General features: G+C 69.0%; 25 protein-coding genes. 9 read left to right on the forward strand and 16 right to left on the reverse strand.

Going from position 1 to position 25,814, the window contains the following annotated elements; translation table 11 throughout:
- Positions 1–32: 32 nt before the first annotated feature.
- Positions 33–1,730: a formate--tetrahydrofolate ligase gene (locus A37E_RS0104115; protein WP_081837444.1), complete on the reverse strand. Its 1,698-nt coding sequence runs from the start codon at positions 1,728–1,730 to the stop codon at positions 33–35.
- A gap of 132 nt (positions 1,731–1,862) precedes the next feature.
- Complete coding sequence (locus A37E_RS0104125) at positions 1,863–3,602, reverse strand: tetratricopeptide repeat protein (RefSeq protein WP_038192551.1); 1,740 nt, start codon at positions 3,600–3,602, stop codon at positions 1,863–1,865.
- A 178-nt stretch (positions 3,603–3,780) separates the two neighbouring features.
- Here A37E_RS0104125 and A37E_RS0104130 point away from each other — a divergent pair, with 178 nt between their 5' ends.
- Both A37E_RS0104130 and A37E_RS0104135 read left to right on the forward strand, forming a co-directional pair.
- Positions 3,781–4,650 carry a 4-(cytidine 5'-diphospho)-2-C-methyl-D-erythritol kinase gene (locus A37E_RS0104130; RefSeq protein ID WP_029555444.1) on the forward strand — a complete coding sequence of 290 codons (870 nt, stop codon included), beginning with the start codon at positions 3,781–3,783 and terminating at the stop codon, positions 4,648–4,650.
- Positions 4,651–4,672: 22 nt separating this feature from the next.
- Positions 4,673–5,008 (forward strand): YnfA family protein, encoded by a 336-nt coding sequence (locus A37E_RS0104135; RefSeq protein ID WP_029555445.1) that lies wholly within the window; start codon positions 4,673–4,675, stop codon positions 5,006–5,008.
- A gap of 70 nt (positions 5,009–5,078) precedes the next feature.
- Here the strand turns inward: A37E_RS0104135 and A37E_RS0104140 are convergent, their stop codons facing one another.
- From A37E_RS0104140 to A37E_RS0104170, 7 genes are all read right to left on the reverse strand, one after another.
- Positions 5,079–7,826 carry a DUF2339 domain-containing protein gene (locus A37E_RS0104140; RefSeq protein ID WP_051678773.1) on the reverse strand — a complete coding sequence of 916 codons (2,748 nt, stop codon included), beginning with the start codon at positions 7,824–7,826 and terminating at the stop codon, positions 5,079–5,081.
- A gap of 139 nt (positions 7,827–7,965) precedes the next feature.
- The gene (locus A37E_RS0104145) at positions 7,966–8,253 is read right to left on the reverse strand and encodes a YciI family protein (protein WP_029555447.1); all 288 of its coding nucleotides are present in this window, start codon (positions 8,251–8,253) and stop codon (positions 7,966–7,968) included.
- Positions 8,254–8,265: 12 nt separating this feature from the next.
- The gene (locus A37E_RS0104150; RefSeq protein WP_029555448.1) at positions 8,266–8,850 is read right to left on the reverse strand and encodes a TetR/AcrR family transcriptional regulator; all 585 of its coding nucleotides are present in this window, start codon (positions 8,848–8,850) and stop codon (positions 8,266–8,268) included.
- Between the two features lie 74 nt (positions 8,851–8,924).
- On the reverse strand, positions 8,925–10,589 hold the full coding sequence (locus tag A37E_RS0104155; protein ID WP_029555449.1) for an NAD+ synthase: 1,665 nt from the start codon (positions 10,587–10,589) through the stop codon (positions 8,925–8,927).
- A gap of 115 nt (positions 10,590–10,704) precedes the next feature.
- A complete protein-coding gene (locus tag A37E_RS0104160; protein ID WP_029555450.1) occupies positions 10,705–11,574 on the reverse strand; it encodes a S49 family peptidase in 870 nt (289 codons plus the stop codon).
- 137 nt (positions 11,575–11,711) lie between these two features.
- A complete protein-coding gene (locus A37E_RS0104165) occupies positions 11,712–12,470 on the reverse strand; it encodes a methyltransferase (protein WP_029555451.1) in 759 nt (252 codons plus the stop codon).
- Positions 12,460–12,687, reverse strand: a complete 228-nt coding sequence (locus tag A37E_RS0104170) for a DUF2007 domain-containing protein (RefSeq protein ID WP_029555452.1) — start codon at positions 12,685–12,687, stop codon at positions 12,460–12,462. The genes A37E_RS0104165 and A37E_RS0104170 overlap by 11 nt, the downstream gene beginning before the upstream one ends.
- Before the next feature lie 125 nt (positions 12,688–12,812).
- Between A37E_RS0104170 and A37E_RS0104175 the strand changes: the two genes are divergently transcribed.
- The gene (locus tag A37E_RS0104175) at positions 12,813–13,820 is read left to right on the forward strand and encodes a polyprenyl synthetase family protein (protein WP_024280549.1); all 1,008 of its coding nucleotides are present in this window, start codon (positions 12,813–12,815) and stop codon (positions 13,818–13,820) included.
- Positions 13,821–13,887: 67 nt separating this feature from the next.
- On the opposite strand, the gene A37E_RS0104180 is transcribed toward A37E_RS0104175, so the two are convergent.
- A complete protein-coding gene (locus A37E_RS0104180; protein WP_051678774.1) occupies positions 13,888–14,316 on the reverse strand; it encodes a DoxX family protein in 429 nt (142 codons plus the stop codon).
- A 122-nt stretch (positions 14,317–14,438) separates the two neighbouring features.
- Between A37E_RS0104180 and A37E_RS0104185 the strand changes: the two genes are divergently transcribed.
- On the forward strand, positions 14,439–15,350 hold the full coding sequence (locus A37E_RS0104185; RefSeq protein WP_029555454.1) for a LysR family transcriptional regulator: 912 nt from the start codon (positions 14,439–14,441) through the stop codon (positions 15,348–15,350).
- Positions 15,351–15,361: 11 nt separating this feature from the next.
- Here A37E_RS0104185 and A37E_RS0104190 read toward each other — a convergent pair whose 3' ends face one another.
- The 4 genes from A37E_RS0104190 to A37E_RS0104205 all read right to left on the reverse strand — a co-directional run bounded on the left by A37E_RS0104190 (position 15,362) and on the right by A37E_RS0104205 (position 19,036).
- Positions 15,362–15,826, reverse strand: coding sequence for a hypothetical protein (locus A37E_RS0104190; protein WP_029555455.1), 465 nt, complete (start codon positions 15,824–15,826; stop codon positions 15,362–15,364).
- 142 nt (positions 15,827–15,968) lie between these two features.
- The gene (locus A37E_RS0104195) at positions 15,969–17,216 is read right to left on the reverse strand and encodes an MFS transporter (RefSeq protein ID WP_029555456.1); all 1,248 of its coding nucleotides are present in this window, start codon (positions 17,214–17,216) and stop codon (positions 15,969–15,971) included.
- A gap of 199 nt (positions 17,217–17,415) precedes the next feature.
- Positions 17,416–17,961: a Spy/CpxP family protein refolding chaperone gene (locus tag A37E_RS0104200; protein WP_051678775.1), complete on the reverse strand. Its 546-nt coding sequence runs from the start codon at positions 17,959–17,961 to the stop codon at positions 17,416–17,418.
- A gap of 154 nt (positions 17,962–18,115) precedes the next feature.
- Positions 18,116–19,036, reverse strand: a complete 921-nt coding sequence (locus A37E_RS0104205) for a metallophosphoesterase (RefSeq protein WP_029555458.1) — start codon at positions 19,034–19,036, stop codon at positions 18,116–18,118.
- Positions 19,037–19,242: 206 nt separating this feature from the next.
- Here A37E_RS0104205 and A37E_RS0104210 point away from each other — a divergent pair, with 206 nt between their 5' ends.
- Both A37E_RS0104210 and fae read left to right on the forward strand, forming a co-directional pair.
- The gene (locus A37E_RS0104210; RefSeq protein WP_245279266.1) at positions 19,243–20,490 is read left to right on the forward strand and encodes a glycoside hydrolase family 2 TIM barrel-domain containing protein; all 1,248 of its coding nucleotides are present in this window, start codon (positions 19,243–19,245) and stop codon (positions 20,488–20,490) included.
- A 46-nt stretch (positions 20,491–20,536) separates the two neighbouring features.
- Positions 20,537–21,046: a formaldehyde-activating enzyme gene (fae, locus tag A37E_RS0104215; protein ID WP_029555460.1), complete on the forward strand. Its 510-nt coding sequence runs from the start codon at positions 20,537–20,539 to the stop codon at positions 21,044–21,046.
- 12 nt (positions 21,047–21,058) lie between these two features.
- On the opposite strand, the gene A37E_RS0104220 is transcribed toward fae, so the two are convergent.
- Both A37E_RS0104220 and A37E_RS0104225 read right to left on the reverse strand, forming a co-directional pair.
- The gene (locus tag A37E_RS0104220; protein WP_156026234.1) at positions 21,059–21,235 is read right to left on the reverse strand and encodes a hypothetical protein; all 177 of its coding nucleotides are present in this window, start codon (positions 21,233–21,235) and stop codon (positions 21,059–21,061) included.
- Between the two features lie 239 nt (positions 21,236–21,474).
- On the reverse strand, positions 21,475–22,815 hold the full coding sequence (locus A37E_RS0104225) for an MFS transporter (RefSeq protein ID WP_245279267.1): 1,341 nt from the start codon (positions 22,813–22,815) through the stop codon (positions 21,475–21,477).
- A gap of 160 nt (positions 22,816–22,975) precedes the next feature.
- Between A37E_RS0104225 and fabI the strand changes: the two genes are divergently transcribed.
- The 3 genes from fabI to A37E_RS0104240 all read left to right on the forward strand — a co-directional run bounded on the left by fabI (position 22,976) and on the right by A37E_RS0104240 (position 25,787).
- A complete protein-coding gene (gene fabI / locus A37E_RS0104230) occupies positions 22,976–23,740 on the forward strand; it encodes an enoyl-ACP reductase FabI (RefSeq protein ID WP_029555462.1) in 765 nt (254 codons plus the stop codon).
- Positions 23,741–23,958: 218 nt separating this feature from the next.
- On the forward strand, positions 23,959–25,332 hold the full coding sequence (locus tag A37E_RS0104235) for a flagellar basal body P-ring biosynthesis protein FlgA (protein ID WP_029555463.1): 1,374 nt from the start codon (positions 23,959–23,961) through the stop codon (positions 25,330–25,332).
- A 179-nt stretch (positions 25,333–25,511) separates the two neighbouring features.
- Positions 25,512–25,787 (forward strand): hypothetical protein, encoded by a 276-nt coding sequence (locus A37E_RS0104240; protein WP_024280562.1) that lies wholly within the window; start codon positions 25,512–25,514, stop codon positions 25,785–25,787.
- Positions 25,788–25,814 lie beyond the last annotated feature (27 nt).

A 25,814-nucleotide genomic window follows, 5' to 3' on the forward strand; every position in this document is an offset into this window, starting at 1 on the left:
ATGCGCGGCGCCTTGTGCCACCGCCGCGTGTATCAGGACAAGCCGGCGATGAAACCGTCCGGCATGACGAAAATGTCCTGGGCGGCCGGCGCTGAGGGCAGGCCCGGCATGGTCATGATGTCGCCGGCGAGCGCCACCACGAAGCCCGCTCCGGCGGACAGGCGCACCTCGCGGATGGGCAGGGTGTGGCCCGTGGGCGCGTTGCGCGCGGTGGGATCGGCGGAGAAGGAATACTGCGTCTTCGCCATGCACACCGGCAGGTCACCGAAGCCCGCCAGTTCGTATTCCTTGAGCTTCGCGGTCGCGGCGGAGGAGAAATCGACCCGCTCCGCGCGGTAGATCTCGCGGGCGATAGTCTCGATCTTCTCCCTGAGCGGCAGTTCGGAGGGGTAGAGATATTCGAACTTCGGACGGCGGGCGACGAGGTCGAGGACGGCGCGGGCGAGGTCCATCGCCCCCTCCCCGCCCCGGGCCCAGTGGCCGCAGGGGAAGACATCGACGCCCTCGGGCGCCAGAGCCGCACGCACCGCTTCCAGTTCCTCCGGCGTGTCGCCGGTGAAATGGTTCAGCGCCACCACCACCGGCAGACCGAACTTCTTCAAATTCTCCACGTGCCGCTTGAGGTTGCCGCAGCCGAGCGCCACGGCCGCCGCATCCGGCGTGCCGAGTTCCTTGAGCGGGACGCCGCCATGCATCTTCAGCGCGCGCACCGTCGCCACCACCACCGCAGCCGAGGGCACGAGCCCGGCCTGCCGGCACTTGATGTCGAGGAATTTCTCGGCCCCGAGGTCCGCGCCGAAGCCGGCCTCCGTCACCACCACGTCGGCAAGGCCAAGGGCGGTGCGCGTCGCCATTACCGAATTGCAGCCGTGGGCGATGTTGGCGAACGGGCCGCCGTGCACGAGGGCGGGCGTGCCCTCCAGCGTCTGCACCAGGTTCGGCTGGAACGCGTCCTTGAGCAGCGCCACCATGGCGCCGATGCCGCCGAGCTCCTCCGCGCGCACCATGCGGCGGCCGCGGGTCTGGCCGATCACCATGCGGGACAGGCGCGCCTCCAGATCGGAAAGGCTGTCGGCGAGGCACAGGATGGCCATCACCTCGCTCGCCACCGTGATGTCGAAGCCGTCCTCGCGCGGATAGCCGTTGGCCGGGCCGCCGAGGCCGATGGTGATCTGGCGCAGGGCGCGGTCGTTCAGGTCCATCACCCGCCGCCAGCTGATGCGCCGGGCGTCGAGGTCGAGGGCATTGCCCCAGTGGATGTGATTGTCGATCAGCGCCGACAGCAGGTTGTGGGCGGCGGTGATGGCGTGCAGGTCGCCGGTGAAATGCAGGTTGATGTCCTGCATGGGGATGATCTGCGCCCGCCCGCCGCCGGTGGCGCCGCCCTTGGCGCCGAACACCGGACCGAGAGAGGGCTCGCGCAGGCAGACCGCCGTCCTGGTGCCGAGCCGCGAGAGGGCGTCGCCGAGGCCGATGGTGGTGGTGGTCTTCCCCTCCCCCGCCGGGGTGGGATTGATGGCGGTGACCAGGACCAACTGGCCGCGCGGCCGCGATTCGGCCTCGGCCACGAAATCGAGGCTGATCTTCCCCTTGTGCGGACCGTAGCGATAGAGCGCGTCCGCCGGAATGCCGAGGTCCGCCGCCACATCCTCTATGGGGCGCGGCGTGACGCTCGCGGCGATGGCCGCATCGGATGTGGGATCGAGCGGTCGAGCGCTTCTGTCATGCATGGATTGGTTCCCGAACGGGCGCCGACCCTAGCTGCTCGGCCCGCGGCTGAAAAGCGCGGGCCGGGGCAAAATTGCCTTGCTTCGACGCTTCAGAAGGTGCCGAAGCGCCATTTCGGGGAGATTCAGGCGGCCTCAGCCGCCTTTCTGCTGCTCCTCGGCCTTGCTGACCGGCGGCGGCTGATCGACCGAATCAAGACCCTTGTCGATCTTCTGCACGATCTTGGCGAGGTCGTCCGGCTCGGGCTTCAGGTCGCGCGCGTGGTTCCACTGGAACCCCGCCTCGAGCTTGCGGCCCACCTTCCAGTAGGCATCGCCCAGGTGGTCGTTGATGACCGGGTCCTGTGGCATCAGTTCGATGGCGCGCTCAAGCTGCACCACGGCGTCCTCGTAGCGCCCGGTGCGATAGTAGGCCCAGCCGAGGCTGTCCACGATGGGCCCGTCGTCGGGCCGCAGCTTGGCCGCCTTGCGGATCATGTCGAGGCCCTGGTCCAGGTTGGTGCCCTGGTCCACCCACGAATAGCCGAGATAGTTCAGCACATGGGGCTGGTCGGGGTTGAGCTCCAGCGCCTTCTTCAGGTCCGCCTCGGCGGCCGGCCAGTTTTTCGAGCGCTCGTTGCACACGCCGCGGAAGTAGAACAGGGCCCAGTTGCCACGCGTGGGCTGCGGGATGAGGGCAATCGCCTTGGAATAGGTACCCGCGCACTCGGAGAACATCTTGCGCGTCTGCTGGATCTTGCCCAGCGCGATGATCGCCTCGATGTCCTTGGGATCGGCGGCGATCATCTTCTCGAGCTGCTTGCGGGCCTCATTGTAATGGTCCGTGGCGTCGAGGTTGACGGCCAGCTGCACCTGCGCGTTGCGCTTCAGCGGAGAGGAGTCCGGCACGGTCTCGTAGACCTCGATGGCCTTCGCCGGCTGCTTCAGCTGCTCGTAGAGGTCGGCCAGCGTCAGGCTGGCGAAGGGGTGCTCGGGATAGAGCCAGATGGCGAGCTGGAGATAGACGAGGGCGAGGTCTTCCCCGCCCTGCCGTCCGAGTGTCGCGCCGAGGCCATAGAGCACCTCGGAGGAGCCCTCCTGTGCGGTCTTCACCAGCGGCGGCAGCTGCTTTCCGGCCTTCAGCTCCTTGATGGCCGCAAGCACGATGGGGTGGTTCGGCAGTTGCTTGTCGAACGCAGCGTAAGCGGCGAGCGCCGCCTCGGTATTGTCGTTGCGCGAGGCCCAGCGGGCATAGGCATCGATGGCGCGCAGGGAGCCGGGATCGGCCTTCATGGCCGCCTCAAGACGGCGCCCGGCCTCCTTCTTCTGCCCGGCGGCGTCGAGGATGAGGCCGGCGTGCAGCTCCTTCATGGGCGCGTACCAGTCCGGCCCCTCAAGCCGGTCGATCAGTTCCACCGCGCCCTTGGTGTTGCCGGAGCCGAAGAAGGTCCAGGCGGCGAGCAGCGTGGCCGTGAGATCGCCGATGGGACCGCGCACCGAAAGCGCGAGGTTGGTGCGCGCCGTCTGATAATGGGCCTTCTTGATGGAGCGCACGGCGAGCGCGAGGCGGGCGACGCGATGGGTGCGGTCGATCTTCACCAGACGATCGGCGAGCTTCATCGCGTCGTCGATCTGGCCGTCCATGAGCATGGCGAAGAAGGTCCGTTCCAGGATCTCCTCGTTGCGCGCATCGAGCTTCATCAGGTTGCGCAGATAGACGACGGCCGCGTCCTGGTCGCGCTCGGTGCTCGCCAGCCGGGCGGCGAGGTAGTTACCCGCGAGCGAGGTATCGAAGTCAGGCACGGCCTCGGCCCGGGCGAGGCCCGGCGACAGAGTGAGCACCGCAGCAAGGCCGGCCGCCAGGGCCGCGGAGAAGGTGGGGCGTCGTGTCGTCACCGATGATCTGTCCTGAAAGCCGGGCCCTGCGGGCGTGGTAACGCGAAATCCAAACGGGGCGAGATGGCGTGAGGATGGCGGCTTTCCTGTGGCACCGCAAGTTACGTGGGAGTCATGAATCACCGGTGTTCGCGAGGGCCGGTTGCGGCGACGTGTGCGGCGCGGCATAAGCCGCCGTATGGAAACCTTGCGGACGCGCGCTCCGGCGAAGATCAACCTGACCTTGCGCATCGTCCGGCGGCGCACGGATGGGTTTCACGATCTCGCGAGTCTCGTGGTCTTTTCCGGCGCGGCAGATCTCCTCTCGCTCACGCCTGACGCTGCGCTATCGCTTGCCGTGAAGGGGCGTACCGCCGCGGCAGCAGGACCGGATGCGGACAATCTGGTGCTGCGCGCGGCGCGCGCCTTCGCCGCCGAGGTGCCGGGGGCGCGGCTCGGTGCCTTCCTTCTGGAAAAGCGGCTGCCGGTGGCGGCGGGGCTCGGCGGCGGCTCGTCCGATGCCGCTGCGGCACTACGCTTGCTGGGCCGCCTCAACGGCCTCGCCCCCGATGACCCGCGCCTGTTCGCCGCAGCCCGCGCCACGGGGTCCGACGTCCCGGTGTGCCTCGATCCGCGCGCGCGGCTGATGGAAGGGGTCGGCGATGTGCTCTCCCCGCCCCTCGCCTTGCCGCCGCTCGCCGGAGTGCTGGTGAATTGCGGCGTGGCGGTGCCCACGGCCGCCGTGTTCCGCCAGCTCGGGCTTTCGCCCGGCGCGGCATTCGACGGGCCGTCCCTGCCTGCCGTTTTGCCCTCTGGCCGGGCGGAGCTGATGGCCGCCATCGCCGCCGTGCCCAACGATCTGGAGCCACCGGCCGTGGCCGTCGCGCCGAAGATCGCCGAGGTCATCGACCGCCTTGCGGCCCAACCGGAGGCGCGGCTGGTGCGCATGTCCGGCTCGGGCGCCACGGTCTTCGCCCTGACGGACGATTGCCGCGCGGCCGCGGCGCTGGCACGGCGGGTGCTTGCCGCACAGCCGGACTGGTGGGTGAAGCCCACCATCCTGCGATGACGGTTCGGAGAGGGTGAAAACCATGGCGCTGCCGCTGTCGACGCTCATCGCCTTCGTGGTCGCCGCCTTCTGCGAGATCGCCGGGTGCTTCGCCTTCTGGCAGGTGGTGCGCCATGGCGTGACGCCGCTCTGGCTGCTGGCGGGGCTCGTGAGCCTCGCGGCCTTCGCCTGGGCCCTCACTTTCGTGGATTCGGAGGCCGCCGGGCGCGCGTTCGCCGCGTATGGCGGCATCTACATCATCGCCTCTCTGGCGTGGCTGTGGAGCGTCGAGGGCGTGCGGCCGGACCGCTGGGATGCCGCCGGCGCGCTCATCTGCCTCGCGGGGGCGGCGGTGATCGTGTTCGGCCCGCGCGGGTGAGGCTGCGCGGCACGGGCGCCGGTTGAAGCCCGCGCGGCGTTTGAGTGAAGCACCGCGCCGAAGCAGCCCATCACGCCGAAGGCGGTCCCCCCGGCGCCGGCGCCACCTTCTCCCGCGCCAGCAGGCGCTGGTAGACCCATCCCATGGCCACCAGCACCAGCCCGAGGCCGATGAAGGAGACGGCGCGCAGCACGCCTTCCAGATCCGCCATGTCGGAGAGGAAGACCTTCAGCACGGTCGCCACCATCACCGCGGCCGAGGCGAGGCGCAACGTGCGCGAGCCGCGCCACAGGCCCAGCGCCAGCAGCACCATGCCGAACACCAGCCACGCCGCCGACCACGCATACCATTCGGCGGAGGAGATGGCGTCGCCCGCCAGCACAGGCCCCTGGAACAGGCGGCTCACCTCCAGCGTGACATAGGCGAGCGCAAGCACCCCGGCGATCACCCATCCCGCCGTCCGCACGCGCGGCCGCGTCACGGGCTGGCCGGCCGCGAAAGCCACGGCGAGCCCGGCCGGCAGGGCATAGGCGATGAGGAGATCGTTGAAGACCGGCCCACCCACGGCCTCGCCGGTGGCGAACGGGTTGGTCTCGATGAGGCCGTTGAGCGCGCAGACGGTCGCCGCCGCAGCCACGATGTCCGAGAACAGCCGGTAGAAGCCACGCCCGGTGACATTGGCGAGGCGCGAGAGGCCCACCGCATAGGCGCCATAGACCACTGCCAGCAGTCCGGTCTCGAACAGCCGGGTGCCGACCGCATAGATGTCGCCGCCATGGGCGAGGTGGCGCACTTCGGTCGCCGCCAGCAGCATGGCGAAGATCAGGGCGAGGCATTCATGCACCCGCCGCGCCCAGTCGTCCCTGCTCCTGGCGAGGAAGAAGGCGGCCGCGGCGAATGCCAGCGCCGGCACGCCATAGCCCCACAGCAGCCAGTTGAAGATGGGCGTCGCGCCCGGATCAACGGCAATGGTGGGCAGCCAGACGATGCGGGAGAGCACCACGACGCCCAGCGCCGCCGAGAACTGCCGCAGCCCCGGCAGTGGGCGGATGGTGGAAACCCAAGCGACGCCGCAGGCGGCGAGCGCGAGGCTCACCGTGAGCCAGCCCTTTTCGAGCGCGAAGGTCAGCGCCAGCGACAGGCTCACCACACCGGCCGCGGCGAACACGGTGGCCGCATGGGTGCGCGCCCCCTTCAAGAGCCGCTCGGCACCAAGGGTGAAGAGGAAGGCAAGCGCCAGCGCCAGCGCCGCAAACGGCAGGCTGCGTTCCAGCTCCGTGAGTCGCGCATAGGCGGCGATCAGCATCAGCACCGGGCCGACCGTTCCCGTCACCGCCCAGCCGAGCACGGTGCGGCTGCGCCCGCCCCGCCCGGCGCCCAGCGCACCGGCGGATAGCATCAGTGCGCCCATGGCGAAGGCGAAGACCATGAAATGGCCGATGGAGAGACGCTCCGGCTCGGCCACCGCACCGGCCATGGGGCCGGCCGGCGCGAGGGTGGAGCCGGCATCGGGCGGGAACACCCATTGGGTGAGGATGGCCGGGGCCAGCAGCGCCACCGCGAAGGTCGCGAACGTCATCGGCCGCACCCGCCACGCCAGCGCGAGCACGCCCACGGCGCCAACGACGAACACGGCCAGCGGCCCGGCGGCGACATTCCCGTCCACCGCTGCGGCGGCCATGACGGCAAGCGCACCCACCGCGCCGAGAATGGAGACCGGCTCCGGCCGCTCCCCCGCCTCCGGCCCCCACAGGAAGCCCGGCGCCAGAAGCGCGGCGGTGAGCGCCAGCAGCACGAGGCCGAGCGCGCCGGAAGCCGTCACCGCCTGCGGCACCTCGAAGGCGATGAGGGTGAGCCCCCAGGCCACCATGCCAGCGATGGCGAGGAGCGCGAGCCCCTTCCAGCGGCGGATGCGCGCGACGCCCAGCGCACTCGCCCCGACCACGGCGATGAGCAGAGCCACGCCCCAGGCGTTGGGCGAACTGGTGGTGACGAGGAAGGGCGTCAGCGCCGCGCCGACGAAACCGAGCGCGCCCAGCGCCGGCCCATGCAGCAGGGCCGCCAGCAAAGTGGCGACACCGGTGGCGGCGAGCAGCAGGAAGGCGGCCTGCGGCGGAATGAGATGGTAGAGCTCATAGGCGGCGAAGATGCTGCCGAAGGCGGTCATGGTGCCGGCGGCGGTGAGGATGCTCGGCACATCCGGCACCAGCTCACGCAGGCTGGTGATGGGCGCGGCGGGGTCCTTGCCCTCGCGACGGCGCAGCCATTCGCCGGCACCGAGCAGGAAAAGAGCCAGCAGCAGGCCAAGGCTGACCCGCAAGCCCGGCCCGATCAGATCCTGCTCCACTGCGAAACGCACGAGGAACACGCCGCCCAGCGCCAAGGCGAGGCCGCCGACCCACACCGCCCAACGTGCGCCGACCTTCTCCTCGAAGCCGGCCAGCCGCTCCTTGAGCCTGGCGGCATCGATGGCAGGCGGGGGCGGCGCGGGGGGCGCGGCCGGGGCTTCCGCCTCGGGCGCGGGAAACAGAGGCGACGGCGCAGCGGGCGGCTCGCTTCCCGCATCGATCGGCTCGGGCGGCCGTGCGAGGCGCGCCAGCGGACTTTCCTTCGCCTGCGGCACGGCGGCCGGTGGCGTATGGGTCCAGGCAGGAGCGGACGCAGCGGCCGGCGCCAGCCCTGCTTGAGCCTCCAGCGCCGCGACCCGCGCCTCCAGCACGCGAATGCGGCCCCGGCTCTTCAGCGCCATGATGAAACCCACCAGGGCCATCACCGGAAAGGCGAGAACCACCAGAACAAGAAGCGCCCACTCATCCATCGCGACCAGCCCGGTTGTATCCGGCGCAACCGTAACGTCAGCGCCGCCCCGTGGCTAGACACCTCCGGCTAAGTCCGCACAAGGAAAAGAAAAATCTGAAAGACCATGAGGGCGGTAGGATTGCGCCTCCTGTCGCGGCTCAGGCGGCGAGGAAGGCGAGCCGCGGGTCCGTGCGGCCGGGTGCGATCTCGATGATCTCGGCCGCGACCACGCCCTCGGCGACGAACGGGTCTTCCGCGATCCGGGCCTCGACCTCGGCGCGGGAGGCGGCGGTGGCGAGGATGGCGCCGCCGGCCTTGGGCTCGATGCCGCCCGCGAGCAGGAAGCTTCCCTCGTCGAAGCCCTTCCGGAGCCAGACATTGTGCCCGTCCATCAGGCGCGGAGCGGCAGCACGGTTGGCGGCAAAGCGCAGCAGGACGACGAACATGGTTTCCCCTCTTCAGGCGTGGACGGCGGGATGGCGATGGGCGGCGACGAAGCCGCGCATCTCGGCAACCTCGGCGTCGATGAACGCCTCGTCGCCGATGGAACTGGCGAGCGTCGCCACCCCCTGGCTGCGGGCGAGGAGGTGCATGGCGAGGCGGGCGGCCTCGTCTTCCCCGTGCCCGAGAGCGCGGAACTGGCGCGCGAGCCAGTCGCGGAAAAGCTCGAAGAGCCGCGCGGCGTCGGCGCCGGCGGCATGATCGAGCTTCGCCAGCTCGTTGCAGAGCGTGCCCACCGGGCAGCCGAAACGCATGATCTTGGCGCGATTGGTGATGAGGATGCCGACGAAGCTGAGGATGCGCGCCTCCGCATCGTCTCCCTCGTCTTCCCACTGCGCGAGGAGCTTCCGGGTACGCTCCAGCCGCAGCGCGATAACGGCCGCGAGGATCTCGTCCTTGCTCTTGAAATGATAATAGAAATTGCCGCGCGAGAGCTTCACTGCTGCGGCAATGTCGGCGAACGAAGTGGAGGCGAAGCCGGTCTCGTAGAACAGCCGGTCCGCCGCCTCGACGATGGCGGCGCGGGTGTCGCTCGCAGGCATGGGAACCGCCTAGGTCAATTGTCCTATTTCCAGAATTTGGACGACTGACCTACACCCGTCAAGCGCCGGTCGGGCTATTCCTCACGGAAACGGTTGGTGATGGGATAGCGGCGGTCGCGGCCGAAGTTGCGCCCCGTCACCTTCACCCCCGGCGCGGCCTGACGGCGCTTGTATTCGGCACCGGTGAGCAGGCGCGACACGCGGGCCACGATGGCGGCATCGAAGCCGTCGGCGACGATCTCGTCCACCGAACTCTCGCCCTCCACCAGCCGGGCGAGGATGGTGTCGAGCATCGGATAGGGCGGCAGCGCGTCCGCGTCCGTCTGGCCCTCGCGCAGTTCCGCGCTCGGAGGCTTGTCGATGAGGTGATCGGGGATGACGATGCCGTCCGGCCCCAGCGCCTCGGCCGGCTTCCAGCGGTTGCGCAGGCGGGCGAGGCGCACGACCTCGATCTTGTACAGATCCTTGATGGGATTGAAGCCGCCGTTCATGTCGCCATAGAGCGTGGCATAGCCGGTGGACATCTCCGACTTGTTGCCGGTGGTCAGCACCATGGCGCCGAACTTGTTGGAGACGGACATGAGCAGCGTGCCGCGCACGCGGGCCTGCAAATTCTCCTCCGTCACGTCGCGTTCGGTGCCCGCGAACAGCGGCGCCAGCACCGCTTCCAGCCCCTCCACCGCAGGCCCAATGGGCACGACCTCGTAGCTGACGCCCAGCGCTTCGGCCACGGCTGCGGCGTCCTTGAGGCTGTCTTCCGACGTGAAGCGGTAGGGCAGCATCAGGCAGCGCACCCGCTCCGGCCCCAGCGCATCCACCGCCACGGCCGCGCACAGAGCGGAATCGATGCCGCCCGACAGGCCCAGCACCACGCTGGGGAAGCCATTCTTGTTCACATAGTCCCTGAGGCCGACGACGCAGGCGGCGTAATCAGCCTCGTCGCCCTCCATGGCCTCCACGAGATTGCCGCCGAGGCAGCGCCAGGTGTCCTCGAAGCGCTGCCAGCGGGAGAGGCGGACGCGCTCGACGAAGCCGGGGAACTGCAAGGCAGGGAAGCGGTCGGCGTTGAGGACGAAGGAGGCGCCGTCGAACACCAGTTCGTCCTGCCCGCCCACCTGGTTCACGTAGAGCAGCGGCAGGCGGCTCTCCACCACACGGGCGACGGCGATGTTCTCGCGCTCCGCATAGACCGAGCGGCGATAGGGCGAGCCGTTGGGAACGATGAGGATTTCCGCGCCCGTCTCGGCGAGGCATTCCACCACGTCCGCCCCCCAGATGTCCTCGCAGATGGGCACGCCGAGCCGCACGCCCTTGAACGGGATCGGTCCCGGCAGAGGGCCTGCGGCGAACACGCGCTTCTCGTCGAACACGCCGTAATTGGGCAGATCCACCTTGTGCCGCACGGCGGAGATTTTCCCCTCCTCCAGCAGCAGCACGGAGTTGAAGAGCCGCCCTTCCTCCACCCACGGCGCGCCGATGAGCACGGCCGGGCCGGTGGCGGTCTCGGCGGCGAGCGCCTCCACCGCCTCCTGGCAGGCCGCGAGGAAGGCCGGTTTCAGCACCAGATCCTCGGCCGGATAGCCGGCGATGAAGAGCTCGGGAAACACCACGAGGTCCGCCCCCGCCTCGCCCGCTGTCTGCCGGGCGCGGCGGGCGATGGCGAGATTGCCGGAGACATCGCCGACCGTCGGGTTGAGCTGGGCGATGGCAATGAGAAGGGTATCGGCGGGCTCGGTCATGCTTCGGATGTAACCCCGCCCCGCACAAGGCGAAAGGGCAAGAAACGGGCATGCGCCCGTTCTGCCTGATCAATCGGCAACCAGCCCCTCGCCCCGGCCGCCGGACAGACGACAGCTAAAGCCCGAGCCGGCTCCACAGCGCGCGTTCCTCCACCGCAGCTGCGGCGCCCAGCGCCGCTTCGCGGGCGAGCGCGCCGGCAAAGCCAGTGGGGCGCTTGGGCAGGAAGCCCGTGGACCCCTGCACCAGCTTCAGCGTCGTGTCCGTGCCGTAGCGGGCTTTCAGGATGCCGCGCACGTCGCCGAGGCCATCCACGAGGCCGAGGCCCACGGCCTGCGTGCCCAGCCAGAACTCGCCGGAGAACAGCGTCTCGTCATCGCCCATCAGCGCATCGCCGCGACGCGACTTCACGAGATCGGCGAATACGGTGTGCAGCTCCTTCAGCAACTGGTCGAGCCGCTCCACGTCTTCCGGCTGGGTGGGGCGGAAGGGGTCCAGCGTCACCTTGCGCTCGCCGGCGGTGTAGACGCGCCGCTCGATGCCCAGCTTCTCGATGGCCCGGTCGAAGCCGAAGCCCGCCGTGACAACGCCGATGGAGCCGACGATGGAACAGGGATCGGCGAATATCTCGTCGGCCGCGCAGGCGATCATGTAACCGCCGGAGGCCGCCGCATCCTCCACGAAGGCAAAGACGTGCTTCTCCTTCTCCTCCGCCAGCGCGCGGATGCGGCGGAAGATGAGGTGGGACTGCACCGGCGAGCCGCCCGGCGAATTGATGAGCAGCGCCACGGCGGGCGCCTCCTTCATGCCGAAGGCTTTCTCCAGCGCCTGCGCCGTGCTGGCGAGCGACATGCTGCGCGAGAAGGGCGAGGTCATGCCGATGGGGCCGGACAGCCGCACCACCGGCACGAGGGGCGCATCGGTGCGCCATTTTCTGGGAAGGAGACCGCGGGCGCGGCGCGACAGGGAGGAAAGAAATTCGGCCATGCCCGAGATGTAGGGCCTCCCCATGGCGCCCTCAAGGCGCCATTCCTTGTCGAGACCGCGCCCTCAAGGCGCCATTCCACGGAAGGACCGCGCCCTCTAGGCGCCCCCGACGCCAAGGGCAGCGCCCTGATCGCGCGTCAGCGCAGCGCGCCGCCGTCGCGCAGAACCGCCTCGGCCTGCGGCGTCGGTACGCCGTCCGCCCCGGCCAGCACGAGGCCGGGCAGGAGCGCGGGCGGCGTACGCCGCCCCTTCACCGCCCGCACCAGCAGCCGCACCGCCGGCCGATCGGCACGCGGATGAACGGGCAGGATCTCGATGGCCCCGAATCCTTTCGCCAGCGCGGCGAGAATGTCCGCCAGCGCCTCGGGGCGATGGATCAGGCAGAGCACGCCCTTCGCGCCAAGGCAGCGGTCGGCGGCGCGCACCCATTCGGCGAGAAGGTCGGCATCCGCCATGTGGGCACGGGCGCGGGCCTCATCGGGAGAGGTGCGGTGGCGGGTGTCGGCATTGAAGGGCGGGTTGGCGAGCACCAGGTCCGCCGCGCCCTTCCCCGGCGCATCCGGCCCCGCAGGCCGCCCGAGGGTGGCCACATCCGCCGTCACCACCTGCGCCCGCCCGTCCAGGCCGTTGAGCGCCGCATTCTCCGCCGCCAGCGCAGCAAGGGCGGGATCGATCTCCACCAGCGTGGCGCGCGCTTCGGGAACACGGGCGAGGAAGGCGAGGCCGGCACTGCCCACTCCCGTCCCGAGGTCCACCGCGGTGCGCCGATCCGCCGGCGCGAAGGCGGCGAGCAGCAGCGCGTCGTGTCCGACGCGGTGGCCCGAAACCATTTGCCGCAGCGTCAATCTCCCACCGAGCACGCTGTCGGTGGACAGGGCGGCGGCTTCAGCCGGCATCACGCAGGGCCGCGCCGAATCCCGCCTCCACCAGCAGGCGGCGTGCGCGCGGCACGTCCTCGTCCACAACCAGCAGGCGACGGGGAAAGACGCCGATGGAGCCTTCCAGGACGCTCATATGGGCATCCGCGACCATGTGACCGATATCGGCCGACGTGAGCAGCGCCTCTATGGCGCCGAGCAGCACCAGATCGTTGGTCCGCACCATCTCCTGCATCGTACAGACCTCCGATCGCGGCGACTGGCGCGCCCGGTGCAACCAAAGGCGATCTGCCAGAGCTTGCACGGAACCCATCCGCATCCCTATGGTGCGCCCCAAAGATTGACAAGCGGGAGCGTTTCTTGGCCGTCGTCCTTCCGTTCGAGCCCAACGAGCCGTCGCTCGAGGCACTGGTCGCCTTGGTGAAGACGGACATGGAGCGGGTCAACGCCGTCATCCTGGCGCGGACCGGCTCCGACGTGGCCATGATTCCCGAGGTGGCGAACCACCTCATCTCGTCCGGCGGCAAGCGTCTGCGGCCGATGCTGACGCTCGCCTGCGCCGCGCTCGCGGGCTACCGGGGCGACGGCCACGTGAAGCTCGCCGCCTCCGTGGAGTTCATGCACACAGCCACCCTCCTCCATGACGACGTGGTGGACGAGAGCGACATGCGCCGGGGCAAGCTCGCCGCGCGCAAGCTCTGGGGCAACGAAGCGAGCGTGCTGGTGGGCGACTTCCTGCTCGGCCAGGCGTTCAAGATGATGGTGGAGGTGGGCTCCATGACCTGCCTCGACATCCTCTCCACCGCCGCCTGCGTCATCGCCGAGGGCGAGGTGATGCAGCTCGCCGCGGCCAAGAACACGGCCACCTCCGAGGACGACTATCTCGCCGTCATCCGCGGCAAGACGGCCGAACTGTTCGCCGCCGCCTGCGAGGTCGGCGCCGTCCTCGCCCAGCGCCCGAAGGCCGAGCAGGCGGCCTGCCGCTCCTACGGCATGAATCTCGGCATCGCCTTCCAGCTGGTGGACGACGCCCTCGACTATGGCGGCTCGCAGGCCAAGCTCGGCAAGAACGTGGGCGACGATTTCCGGGAGGGGAAGATCACCCTGCCGGTGCTGCTCGCCTTCCGCCGCGGCGACGAGAAGGAGCGGGCCTTCTGGCAGCGTTGCCTGGAAAACAGCGAGGCGAGCGCCGCGGACCTCGACCAGGCCATCGGCCTGATGACCAAGCATCGCGCCATTGCCGACACGGTGGAGCGCGCCCGCCACTATGGCGCCATCGCCAAGGATGCCCTCGCGCTCTTCCCCGCCGGCCCCGCCAAGGCGGCGCTGATGGAGGCAGTGGACTTCTGTCTCTCCCGCGCCCACTGAGAGCGGCACCATTCACGCAAAAAGGCCGGCCCCTCGCGGAGCCGGCCTTTTTGTTGGACCTGGAATGTCAGGCCACCACGGCACGGCGGGTGGGCAGGAGCGCGGCGGGCTTCACCGCGAAGGCGCCTTCACCGGCCAGCGCCAGCACGACCTGACCGACCACGAGGAAGGCGGGATATTCCCAGCCGCCGCCGGGCGCGGAGAACACCCAGCCGTTGGGCAGGTGATAGCTGAGCGCGCCGAGCATCATGGGGATGAGCAGGATGGCGACCTGCCGGGCATAGACGCCGCCGATGAGCAGCAGGCCGCCGACGATTTCCACGGCGATGAAGGGGATGGCGAGGGCGCCGGGCAGGCCCATCTTACTGGACAGGAAGCCGGCGAAGCCCGGAACGGTGAAGATGAAGATCTTCATCAGGCCGTGCGACAGCCACATGATGCCAAGCGCGAGGCGCAGGATGAAGAGGCCGTAGGGAGCGGTGCGGGTGTCAACCATGGGAGTGAACTCCGGTTTGAGGTGACGCCACATCTAGCTTTCGCGCTCATGCACGGCCATACTCATCAAATCCAGATCGAGTTTGCATCTGCGCAAATCACTTTCCCGAGGGTCGCCTCTCCATGATACCGTGGGACGATTTCCGGCTGGTCCGGGCCATCGCTGAAACCGGCTCTCTGGCGGGTGCCGCCGAGCAACTGGCGGTCAACCACTCCACCGTCTTCCGCCGCCTCGGCACGCTGGAGCAGCAATTGGGCGCCCGGCTGTTCGAGCGCGCGCGCGCAGGCTACGTGCCCACCCCCATGGGCGAGGAGATGGTGCGCCTCGCCGAGCACATGGCGGACGAGGTGCTGGCGGTGGAGCGCCGCATCACGGGCCAGGATCTGCGCCCCTCCGGCGAATTGCGCGTGACCACCAACGACACGCTGCTGGTGCACATGCTCACGCCCATCTTCGCCTCGTTCCGCGCGGCCTATCCGGAGATTCGCCTCGACGTGGTGATCTCCAACCAGTCGCTCAGCCTTTCCAAGCGCGACGCGGACGTGGCCATCCGCGCCAGCGACCGGCCGGGCGACACGCTGGTGGGGCGGCGCATGGCCTCCATCGCCTGGGGCATCTATGGCAGCGCAGCCCAAGGCATAGCCGGCCCGCTCGATCCGGCGGACCTGCGGCGCTACGACTGGATCGGCTTCTCCGACAATCTCGGCGCCATCAAGCCCGCCAAATGGCTGCGCGAGCGCGTGGGCGAGGAGAAGATCATCTATCGGGTGAATACGGTGCTCGGCCTTGCCGAGGCGGCGGCGACGGGCATGGGGCTGGCGCTACTACCCTGCTTCATCGCGGCGGTCACGCCGGGTCTGGTCCAGCTCATGGGCCGGCAGGGAGAGCTGGAATCCGGGCTGTGGCTGCTCACCCATCCCGACATCAAGGCCACGGCGCGGGTGCGCACCTTCATGGAGCACGCGGGCCGGGAGATCGGCAAGCTCAGAGGACGGATCGAGGGGATGGAGGATCAGCCCGCGACGGCGGGCTGACGGGAAAAGGCTCAGTCCGCGGAGGCTTCCGTGGTGCGCTTGGACTTGGAGCGGCGCGAGGCCACCTGCTGGCCTTCGCCGCTGGCGCCGACGAATTCGCACCACATGGTCTGAATGCCGGCCAGCGAGCCGCGGAAGGAGTTCTGCCCGGTCTTCACCAGATCGAAGCAGGGCTCGAAGGTCATGCCCTTCACGAAGCCGCACACATTCTCGCCGCGCACGCGCAGGGTGTTCGGCGGCAGGCGCACGAAGCGCGGCGGCGCGTCGCGCAGGGTGATCATGCCGGCGACCGAGCCATCGGCATAGACGCGCCCGGCGCCCTTGGAACCTTCAAAGCAGGTGAACGAGAAGGTGCGTCCGACCACGAACTCGCGCGCCTGGTCGGCCGAGAGCTGCTGGGCGGCTGCGGGCGCCGGCGCCAGAGCGGCCGGGATGAGTGCGGCAAAGCCCAAGGCCGCGACGAGAATGCTGCGCATGGCTTGTTCGCGATTATCCATCTGATCTTCGTTCACGTTGCGCAGACACCACCGGCCATTGTCAAGAGCAGGAACAGCTAGGGAACACCGGCGCCGTGCGCACGATGCCGAATCTTCCGGCACCGTGCTCTGAGAGTCGCGCTCATACGGTTACCGGCCGATGAACAGGACGTTCCCTTATGGGCAGATTGATGGCCGCGGAGGCAAAAGACAGCGCGACGGACAGCCACCACAGCCAGTCGTAGCTCTTGGTCGCCTCATAGATCTCGCCGCCGAGATAGACGCCGAGGAAGCCGCCCACCTGATGGGAGAAGAAGGCGAACCCATAGAGCATGGCCATGTAGCGCGTGCCGAACATGAGCATCACGAGGCCCGAGGTCGGCGGCACGGTGGAGAGCCACAGGAAGCCCATGGCGGCGCCGAACATGTAGCAGCTCGTGGCCGTGATCGGGGTCATCACGAACAGCGCGATGACGACGCCGCGCGCGGCGTAGATGACCGACAGCAGCACCTTGCGCGGCATGCGGTTGGAGAGATAGCCGGCGGTCAGCGAGCCGAGGATGTTGAACAGGCCGATCAGCGCCAGCGTATAGGCGCCCACCGACAGGCTCATGCCCTTGTCCACCAGGAAGGCCGGCATGTGGACGGTGACGAAGGCGAGCTGGAAGCCGCAGGTGAAGAAGCCGAGCACCAGCATCACGTAGCTCGGATGCCGGAGCGCCTCGCTCAGCGCCGCGCCGATGGTCTGCTGCGGCGCCTGTGCGGCACCGGTGGCGGACGGTGCGGACGCGCGGGTGGCGAGCGCCAGCGAGAACGGCAGCACGATGAGCAGCGAGGCGCCGAACACCAGCAGGGTCTGGTGCCAGCCGATGGTGTCCATCAGCCCGCGGGTGAGCGGCGGGAACAGGAACTGGCCGAACGATCCGGCCGCGGTGGCGAGGCCGAAGCCGATGGACTTCCACTCGTTCGGCAGGAGCTTGCCGAAGGCCGCGAGCACGAGATTGAACGACGCGGCGGACAGACCGAAGCCGATGAGCACGCCGGCGGACAGGTGCAGCAGGCCGGGCGTCGTCGCATAGGCCATCAGCGCGAGGCCGGCGGCATAGATGAGCGCGCCGCAGCACAGCACCCGTACCGTGCCGAAGCGATCGGCCAGCGCGCCGGCAAACGGCGAACCCACGCCCCACAGAAGGTTCTGGATGGCCACGGCGAAGCCGAACACGTCACGGCCCCAGCCGAACTCCTGCGACATGGGCAGCAGGAACAGGCCGAAGACGGAGCGCGGACCGAAGGTCAGCAGCGCCACCGCCGAGCCGGCAATGAGAATGAGGATGGCCGGAACGGTGCCGCTCCGGCCAGGATTGGCCGTCGGTGAGGATGGGGCGGACATGAGGGTCGTCTCGCGTTGGGAGATGCACCCACGGGTGCATGTTGAACCCATTCTACGAGCAGCCCACGTCCTTTGGAAAATCAATAATCGTCAACGGCTCCATGAGCAACTCTCATGGATCGGTCACATATTACCTCAACGCAATCGCAAAGCGGGGCGGCCAAGGCCGCCCCGCCGTGTCTGCCGGAGGTCCCCAGCGTCAGCCGCGACGCGGGCCATCCCCATTCGGCCCGCCGTGCGGGCCGTGATGCCAACCGCCCATTCCGCCACCCATGCCGCGGAACTGCTGGTGCAGCACCATGTTGAGGCGCTGCTTCTGCGCCGTGTCGAGGGTCTTGTAGAGCGGGTCCGCCGCATCGGCGATCTTGCGCAGGTCGTTGGCGCGGGCGTCCATGCGGTCGGCGGCGGTGCGCATGCGGGCGATGGGATCAGCCGGCGTGCCGGCCTGCCGCGCCTCGCGGGCGGCCTTGCGGTCGGCGGCCATCTGCTCGCGGCGCTGGGCCGCATCCTTGGCGACGGACTTCAGCGTCTGCTCCACGCCCGGCCACAGCTTCTCCTGATCAGGCGTGAGCTTCAGCGCGGTCTTGAGCGCGACGATGCGGGCATCGGTGAGGATGGCGCGATCCTCGGCGGTCGGCTGCCAGCGGTGCGGCGCATCCCCCGCGGCGGGGGTGTTCGCGGCATAGGTGGCCGCGGAACCGGCGATCAGCGCAGCGGCGGTTGCGGCGAAAAGAGCGCGTTTCATGTCGTGGGTCCTCCTTCAGGGACGAAGGAAGCATCGTCCCCAAACCCACGTCCGGCAACTTAAACTTCGGTAATAGACATCTTGATACAATTTGTTGCAAATAGATTTTTCGCGCGACCTCGCGCGCAACAATACCACCATTTCGCCACGACTTTCAGGCAACACCTTCCGAACCGACAAGTACTTTCATCTCCAGGCTCGAAACTCCCTGCCTATCCCGGGAATATCCGCGTCGCTCCATCTCGCAGCGCCATGCACCGGGTCCGCCGGAGATCCGGTAGAGGCAATAGCCGCCGGCGCCGCGCTCATCCTGCGGCCCGGCCGAGGCGGAGGGCACGCCCACCACCGGGATGCGGCCGGCTGCCGACGGGATGTAGCCGAGGGAGGCGCGATGGTCGTGCCCGTGCAGCACCAGTTCCGCCCCCGCCTGCGCGAGCACCCCCCGCACCTCCTCCGCATCGCGCAGGTCGCGGTGGAAGGGGCGCTCGCCCACGGGGGGATGATGGATCATCACCACCCGGAACAGCCCTTCCGCCTTCAGCCGCTCCAGCAGCGCCGAGAGCCGGCCGAGCTGCGCCCGCCCCGCCTTGCCGCTGGCGAGGAACACCGCCGTGGGAATCGCCGTCGAGACGCCCACGATCGCCACCTCGCCCCGCCGCCGGACGTAAGGGAAGGAATCCACGTCCACCGGCGTATGGGGATGGCTGTCGTCTCCGGCGAGGAAGGGCGCCCAATGCTCCAGATGGTAATGCATGGCGGAGCGCACATAGGCGTCATGGTTGCCGGGCACGACGCTCACCATGCCCGGCTCCCCGAGGGAGGCGAGGAAGGTGGCGCCGGTGTCGAACTCGGCCGGCAGGCTCACATTCACGAGGTCGCCGGTGACGCAGATATGGTCCGGCTGCTGGGCGAGGAGGTCTTCCGTGAGCGGCGCCAGCGTCGATGCGCCGAAATTGCGCCGCCGCGCGCCGATCCAGTTCATCATTCCGAAGAAGCGCTTGCCCAGAAGCTCGGAGATGCGCGCCTCCGGGATCGGGCCGAGGTGCGGGTCGGAGAGATGAGCGATCACGGGCATGGAGCGGACCTTGATGCGGCAGGACGTGCGGCAAGGAATGCGACAGGAACGCGGCGCTTATAGCAGATCGCGCCGCGTCCGCTCCGGTTCCCCGTTTGCGATGCGGCAAGGCGCGCGGGGCAGGCCGGGTTGATGTTGCCGAAGCCATCCCCCACGCTGCATGCTGCAATGCATCGATGTCCTCAGGCCAATCGCGAGTGAAGTCCGTGCGTCACGTTTTCGTCCTCCTGCTGCTTGCGCTCGCGCTTTCCCCTGTCCTCGTGCGACAGGCTCATGCCTCCCAGGTGGCGGTGCGCGGAACCGAGATCCTGGTGGACGGCAAACCCTTTGTTCCCCTCGGTGCCAGCGGCGAGACGCGCTTTCCCGATCTGAAGGTGCTGGGCGCCAACACCATCCGCACCTATGGGCAGGAGCCGGGGGAGATCCTCGACGCGGCGCAGCGGGCGGGGTTGAAGGTGATCGTGGGCTTCTGGCTCGGCCATCCCCGCCTCGGCTTCAATTATGCCGACCGTGCGGCGGTGACGGCCCAGCTGGAGGCGCTGCGCCACATGGTGGAGCGCTATCGCACCCATCCGGCTCTGCTCATGTGGGGCATCGGCAACGAGGTGGAGGTCGAGCTTTCCCCGGAGGAGGCGCAGGCCGTGTGGCCGGCCATCGAGGAGGCCGCGCGGCTGGTGAAGACACTGGACAGCCAGCACCCCACCATGGCGGTGCTCGCCGAAGTGGGGCAGGACAAGGCTGCCATCCTGAAGCGCAATGCGCCGGACATCGACGTGCTCGGCATCAACGGCTATGGCGACGGCCTGCTCACCGCCGCCGGCCGCGCGCGAGCGCAGGGCTGGACCGGCCCCATCATCCTCACCGAGCTCGGCGCGCAGGGCCATTGGGATGCGCCCAAGGCACCGTGGGGCGCGCCCATGGAGCCGACCTCCTCGGACAAGGCTGCCCGCGTGCGGCGCTATCTGATGGGGGCGAAGCAGGCGGGCGTCGGCGCCATGCCATTCCTGTGGGGACAGAAGCAGGAGGTGACGCCCTCCTGGTATTCGCTGCTGCTGCCCACCGGCGAATGGACCGAGACGGTGGAGGTCATGGCCGATCTGTGGGGCGGGAAGGTGCCCGGCGGCCCCAACCGGGCGCCGCGCATCCTCGCCCTCTCCCTCGTCGGACCGGCCCGATTCTCCACCGACGGGCAGACCCTGGTGCGCCTCTCCGCCACCGATCCCGACGGCGACCCGCTGAAGGCCGAATGGCAGATCATGGCCGAGACCACCGCCCGCAGCGTCGGCGGCGATCCCGAGCCGGTGCCGCCGAGCTTTCCCGAGGGCCTGCACGATCCCGCTCCGACAGGCGTGCGCATCTTCGGCCTGCCGCCAGGCCGCTACCGCGTGTTCGTCACCCTGCGCGACGGGCGCGGCGCGGCGGCCACCGGCAACATCCCTTTCGAGATCCAGTAGCGCTTTTCAGCACGCCTTTTCAGCACAGCATTTTGCGGAGGATTTCATGCCCAGGATCGACCGTCTTCTGGTGGGAGAGGCCCTGGTGGGCGACGGCAACGAGGTCGCGCACATCGACCTCATCATGGGTCCGCGCGGCTCGTCCGCCGAGATCGCCTTCGTCAACGCCCTCACCAACAACAAGGACGGCTTCACCGCTTTGCTCGCCGTGGTCGAGCCGAATCTGATGGTGAAGCCCGCCACCGTCCTCTTCAACAAGGTGACGATCAAGGATGCCCGCCAGGCGGTGCAGATGTTCGGGCCGGCGCAATATGCGGTGGCGAAGGCGGTGGCGGATTGTGTGGCGGACGGCCTCATCCCCATCGAGGAGGCCGACGACATTTTCATCTGCGTGGGGGTGTTCATCCACTGGGACGCCAGCGACGATGCGCGCATCCAGGCCTTCAACCACGAGGCCACACGCCTTGCCATATCGCGGGCCATCAGCGGAACGCCGAGCCCGGCGGAGGCCATGACGCGCCGGGAAACGGCGCGTCACCCCTTGGCTGTAGACTGACCGCGGGACGCGCTATTGCGCGCCGTCCCCGCTCTCATTCGACAGATCGAGGGAGAGGCCACGGGCGAACCAGGCGCCGGTGCCGGCGATCGCGGCGCCGGCCATGAAGGCCAGACCGGGCCAGTGCGCTGCGGCGAGGCAGAGCCCTACCAGCAGGCCCGAGAACGAGCAGGCCATGGCCACGATCATGACCGAGGCACGCTCCCGCGCGCCCGCGTCCCGCGCCGCCATGCTTTGCGCGGCCAGCTGGCTGTGTGCTGTGAACTGCCCCAGAGGGCCCCCCGCAGGGCCCGCAGAGGGCGGGCGCGACCGACCCTTCGCTTGAAGTGCCACGATGTTCCTCCCGCGCCGCCGACTGTCCGGCGGTCATTTGGAGTGAGAGTAAAGCAGAAAAGCTTGACCTCTTCATCAGGCTGAGACGGTGCTGGCTAAATTTTTCTTGCCGCAGCGTCATTGCACTGCAGCGAAGGCCCGAGTTGTGCCCGAAAAGCGAGCATGAGCAAACCGGCGGCGAGCACGATGGCCGCCAGCGCCATGAAGCCGACATCGAAGCGGCCGGTCGCCTCCCGCACGAAGCCGACGAGATAGGGGCCGGCGAAGCCGCCGAGATTGCCGACCGAATTGATGAGCGCGATTCCGGCCGCGGCCGCCGTGCCGCGCAGGAATTGCGGCGGCACCGACCAGAACGGCCCGAGCGCCGCATAGATGCCCATGGATGCGAGGGAGATGGCGGCGATGGCCGCCATATGCGTGGGCGCGACCACGCTGGCGGCCAGCCCCGCCGCTCCGGCGACCGCCGGAACCGCCACATGCAGCACCCGTTCACCGCGCCGGTCGCTGTGGCGGCCCACGGCGAGCATGGCGAGGGCGCTCAGCGCATAAGGGATGATGAGGATCAGCCCCACCTCGTGGGTGGAATAGCCCATGGCACGCACGATCTGCGGCAGCCACAGGCCGATCCCGTAGAGCCCCACCACGAGGCCGAGATAGACGAGACAGAGCACGACGACCCGCGCATCCTTCAGCGCCGGCAGCCAGGCCTCGTGCGTTCCGGAGGGATGGGCGGCCTGATGCGCCGCATCATGTGTGAGGTGGTCGGCATCGAGCCGCGCGGCGATGGCAGCCTTCTCCTCGGCCGTCAGCCAGCGGGCCTGCTCCGGACCATCCGGCAGCAAGGCGAGCACCACGAAGCCGAGCACCACCGCCGGCAGCCCCTCGATGATGAACAGCCATTGCCAGCCGGCGAGGCCGAAGAGGCCGTGGGTGTCGAGGATCCAGGCGGACAAGGGCGCCCCGAGCGCGCTGGAGATGGGCACCGCCGCCATGAACAGCGCCACGTAGCGCGCCCGCACCGACAGCGGGAACCAGTAGCCGAGATAGAGGATCATCCCCGGCAGGAAGCCCGCCTCGGCAGCGCCGAGCAGGAAGCGGGCGATGAAGAAGCCGGTCGCGCCCGTCACGAATGCGGTCGCCGCCGAGATCAGGCCCCACGTCACCATGATGCGGCAGATCCACAGCCGCGCACCCACCTTCTGCAGCACCAGATTGCTCGGCACCTCGAACAGGAAATAGCCGAGGAAGAAGATGCCGGCGCCCCAGCCATAGACCTCGGGCGAGAAACCCAGGTCCGCATTCATGGTCAGCGCCGCGAAGCCCACATTCACGCGATCGAGGAAGCTGACCACATAGAGCACCATCATCAGCGGGATCAGCCGCCGGACCGCCTTGGCGAAGGCGCGCGCCTCCACCGTCTGCCTCTGCGCCACCACGCGCCCCTCCCCCGTCTTTGCGCGGTTTGTGGCGGCGGGCGGCACGGGCGTCAACTGCCCGCGGGCCCGGCAGACCCTTGCGCCGTTTGACTTTCGTCATGTTGACGTCGGCGACCGGGTGCAAAGAGGGTGGAGAACCGCAACGCACGAGGGCGCGCGCATGTTTTCGCTGAAGGGCCAGAAGGCGCTGGTGGTGGGCGTCGCCAATGATCAGTCCATCGCCTGGGGCTGCGCGAAGGCATTTCGCGAGCAGGGTGCCGACGTCGCCGTCACCTATCTCAACGAGCGGGCCGAGGCGCATGTGCGGCCGCTCGCCGAATCCATCGGCGCCGAGATCATCCTGCCACTGGACGTGAGCATTCCCGGCCAGCTCGAAGCCGTATTCGCCGAGATCACCGCACGCTGGGGCCGGCTCGATACCCTGCTCCACTCCATAGCCTTCTGCCCGAGGGAGGATCTGCACGGCCGCGTCGTCGACTGCTCGGCGGAAGGCTTCGCCAAGGCCATGGACGTCTCCGTCCACTCCTTCCTGCGGATGATCCGCCTTGCCGAGCCGCTGATGGGCGCGGGCGGCACCTGCATGACCGTGTCCTTCTACGGCGCGGAGAAGGTGGTCGAGCACTACAACATCATGGGGCCGGTGAAATCGGCGCTCGAATCGGTGGTGCGCTATGCCGCTGCGGAACTCGGCGAGAAGCGCATCTCCGTCCACGCCCTCTCGCCCGGCCCGCTGAAGACCCGCGCGGCCTCCGGCATCGCCGATTTCGACGAACTCCTGAACGAGGCCGCCGCGCGCGCACCGACTCACCTCCTCGCCTCCATCGAGGATGTGGGCGCCTTCGCCGCCTTCCTCGCGAGCCGCGAGGCCGCCAACGTCACCGGTGGCGTCCACCAGATCGACGGCGGCTACAGCATCATCGGCTGAAAGACGCCCGCCCTGACGTAGGGGAGCGCTTCCCTCCGGCTGAAGAGCGCATTACCGTTCTCCCGCGGGCCCCACCCGCCACGGCCGGACAGCAACGATCCGGCCGGAGACAACCGGCGATGGCCGGACGGAGGAACGCTCCAGCGCATCGGCCCGCCCGACGGGCACGCGCGTGCGCACGTCTTCGCCCGGCTTCCGCAAGGAAGGAGAGCGACCCCATGAATCTCGCAGCCAAGCTCCGGGCCCGCGCGGCCGAGGGGCGGCCGGTGCGCGTCGGCCTCATCGGTGCCGGCAAGTTCGGCTCCATGTTCCTGTCGCAGGTGCGCACCACCGTGGGCATGCACCTGATGGGCATCGCCGATCTCTCCGCCGCCCGGGCGAAGGATGCCCTCGCCAACACCGGCTGGCCGGTGGACGAGGCCCTTGCGACCGATTTCGACGATGCGCGCCGCACCGGTCGCACCGTCATCACCGAGGATGCCGAGGCACTCATCAAGGCCGATGGCATCGAGGTGATCGTGGACGCCACCGGCAGCCCCGCGGCGGGCCTCAGGCACGCGCTCCTCGCCATCGCCGAGCGGCGCCACATCGTGATGGTGACGGTGGAGGCGGACGTGCTGGCCGGTCCCCTCGTTGCCCGCAAGGCGGCGGAGGCGGGCGTCGTCTATGCCGCCGCCTATGGCGACCAGCCGGCACTGGTGTGCGAGATGGTGGACTGGGCGCAGACCTGCGGCTTCAACGTCGTGGCCGCCGGCAAGGGTACGAAATACCTACCCGCCTACCACGCCTCCACGCCGGAGGACGTGTGGCGCAACATCGGCCTCACGCCCGAGCAGGCGGCCATCGGCGGGATGAACCCGCAGATGTTCAACTCTTTCGTGGACGGCACGAAATCCTCCATCGAGATGGCCGCCATCTCCAACGCCACCGGCCTCAAGGCGCCGCGCGACGGGCTTCTCTTCCCGCCCTGCGGCGTGGACGACCTGCCCACCATCCTGCGCCCCCGCGACGCCGGCGGGCTGCTGGAGGAAGCCGGGCAGGTGGAGGTCGTCTCCAGCCTGGAGCGGGACGGACGGCCCGTGTTCCGGGATCTGCGCTGGGGCGTCTATGTGGTGATCGAGGCCGATCCCTCGGCGCGCGGCGACTATGCGCGCCGCTGCTTCCGCGAATACGGCATGGCCACCGACCCGAGCGGTCGTTACACGGCGCTCTATCGCCCCTACCACATGATCGGGCTGGAACTTGGCATCAGCGTCGCCGCAGCGGCGCTCAGGAACGAGGCGACGGGCGCGCCCATCGGCTTCTTCTCCGACGCCGTGGCGGTGGCGAAGAAGGATCTCATGCCCGGCGAGATGCTGGATGGCGAGGGTGGCTATACCGTGTGGGGCCGCATCATGCGGGCGGAGGAGTCCCTTGCCCGCGGCGCCCTGCCCATCGGCCTCGCCCACAAGGTGCGCCTCACCCGGCCCATCGCCCGCGGCGAAGTGGTCGGCTGGGCGGACGTGGAGATCGGCGACAGCGACACCGTACGTCTGCGCCGGGAGATGGAGCGCCAGTTCGCCGCCCCCGCCTCCCGCTCCGCAGCGGCCTGAAAGGCGCCCGGCGCCCGGCGCCGGTGGACGTTAGCCGTCCGCCGGAGCGGCGCGAGGCCGCACCGGAATGGCCCGCCTGCGGCGAATGGGATTATTGATCCAGATCAAATGTCCGGTGAAGGTTCGGCCTGTCCCGCACTGCGGGATGAACCTCGATACATGTCACCGGACCCTGCCCCATGCGAACCGCCGCGCGCGCCGTGCTTCACGTCCCCTTCTTCGGCTGGCTTCTCCGCGATGCCATCTACGGGCTGCCCGACGCCAAGTATTTCTTCATCGCGAACCTGATTTTCGCCTTCGGCTATCTCACCTATTTCTTCGGTTATGCCTTCATCATCATCTACGCGCTGACGGCGACCGCGCTCGCACTGACCGCGCTCGTCATCCTCACCGCGTCCGATCTCCTCGCCACCATGGCCAAGCGCAAGGCCGCGCGGCTGGCGCGGGGCCGGTAAGGCGCAGAAAGCGGCCCCGGCGCACGA

It is taken from the genome of Xanthobacter sp. 91 (assembly GCF_000702385.1).
GTDB classification, from domain to species: Bacteria; Pseudomonadota; Alphaproteobacteria; order Rhizobiales; family Xanthobacteraceae; genus Xanthobacter; species Xanthobacter aminoxidans.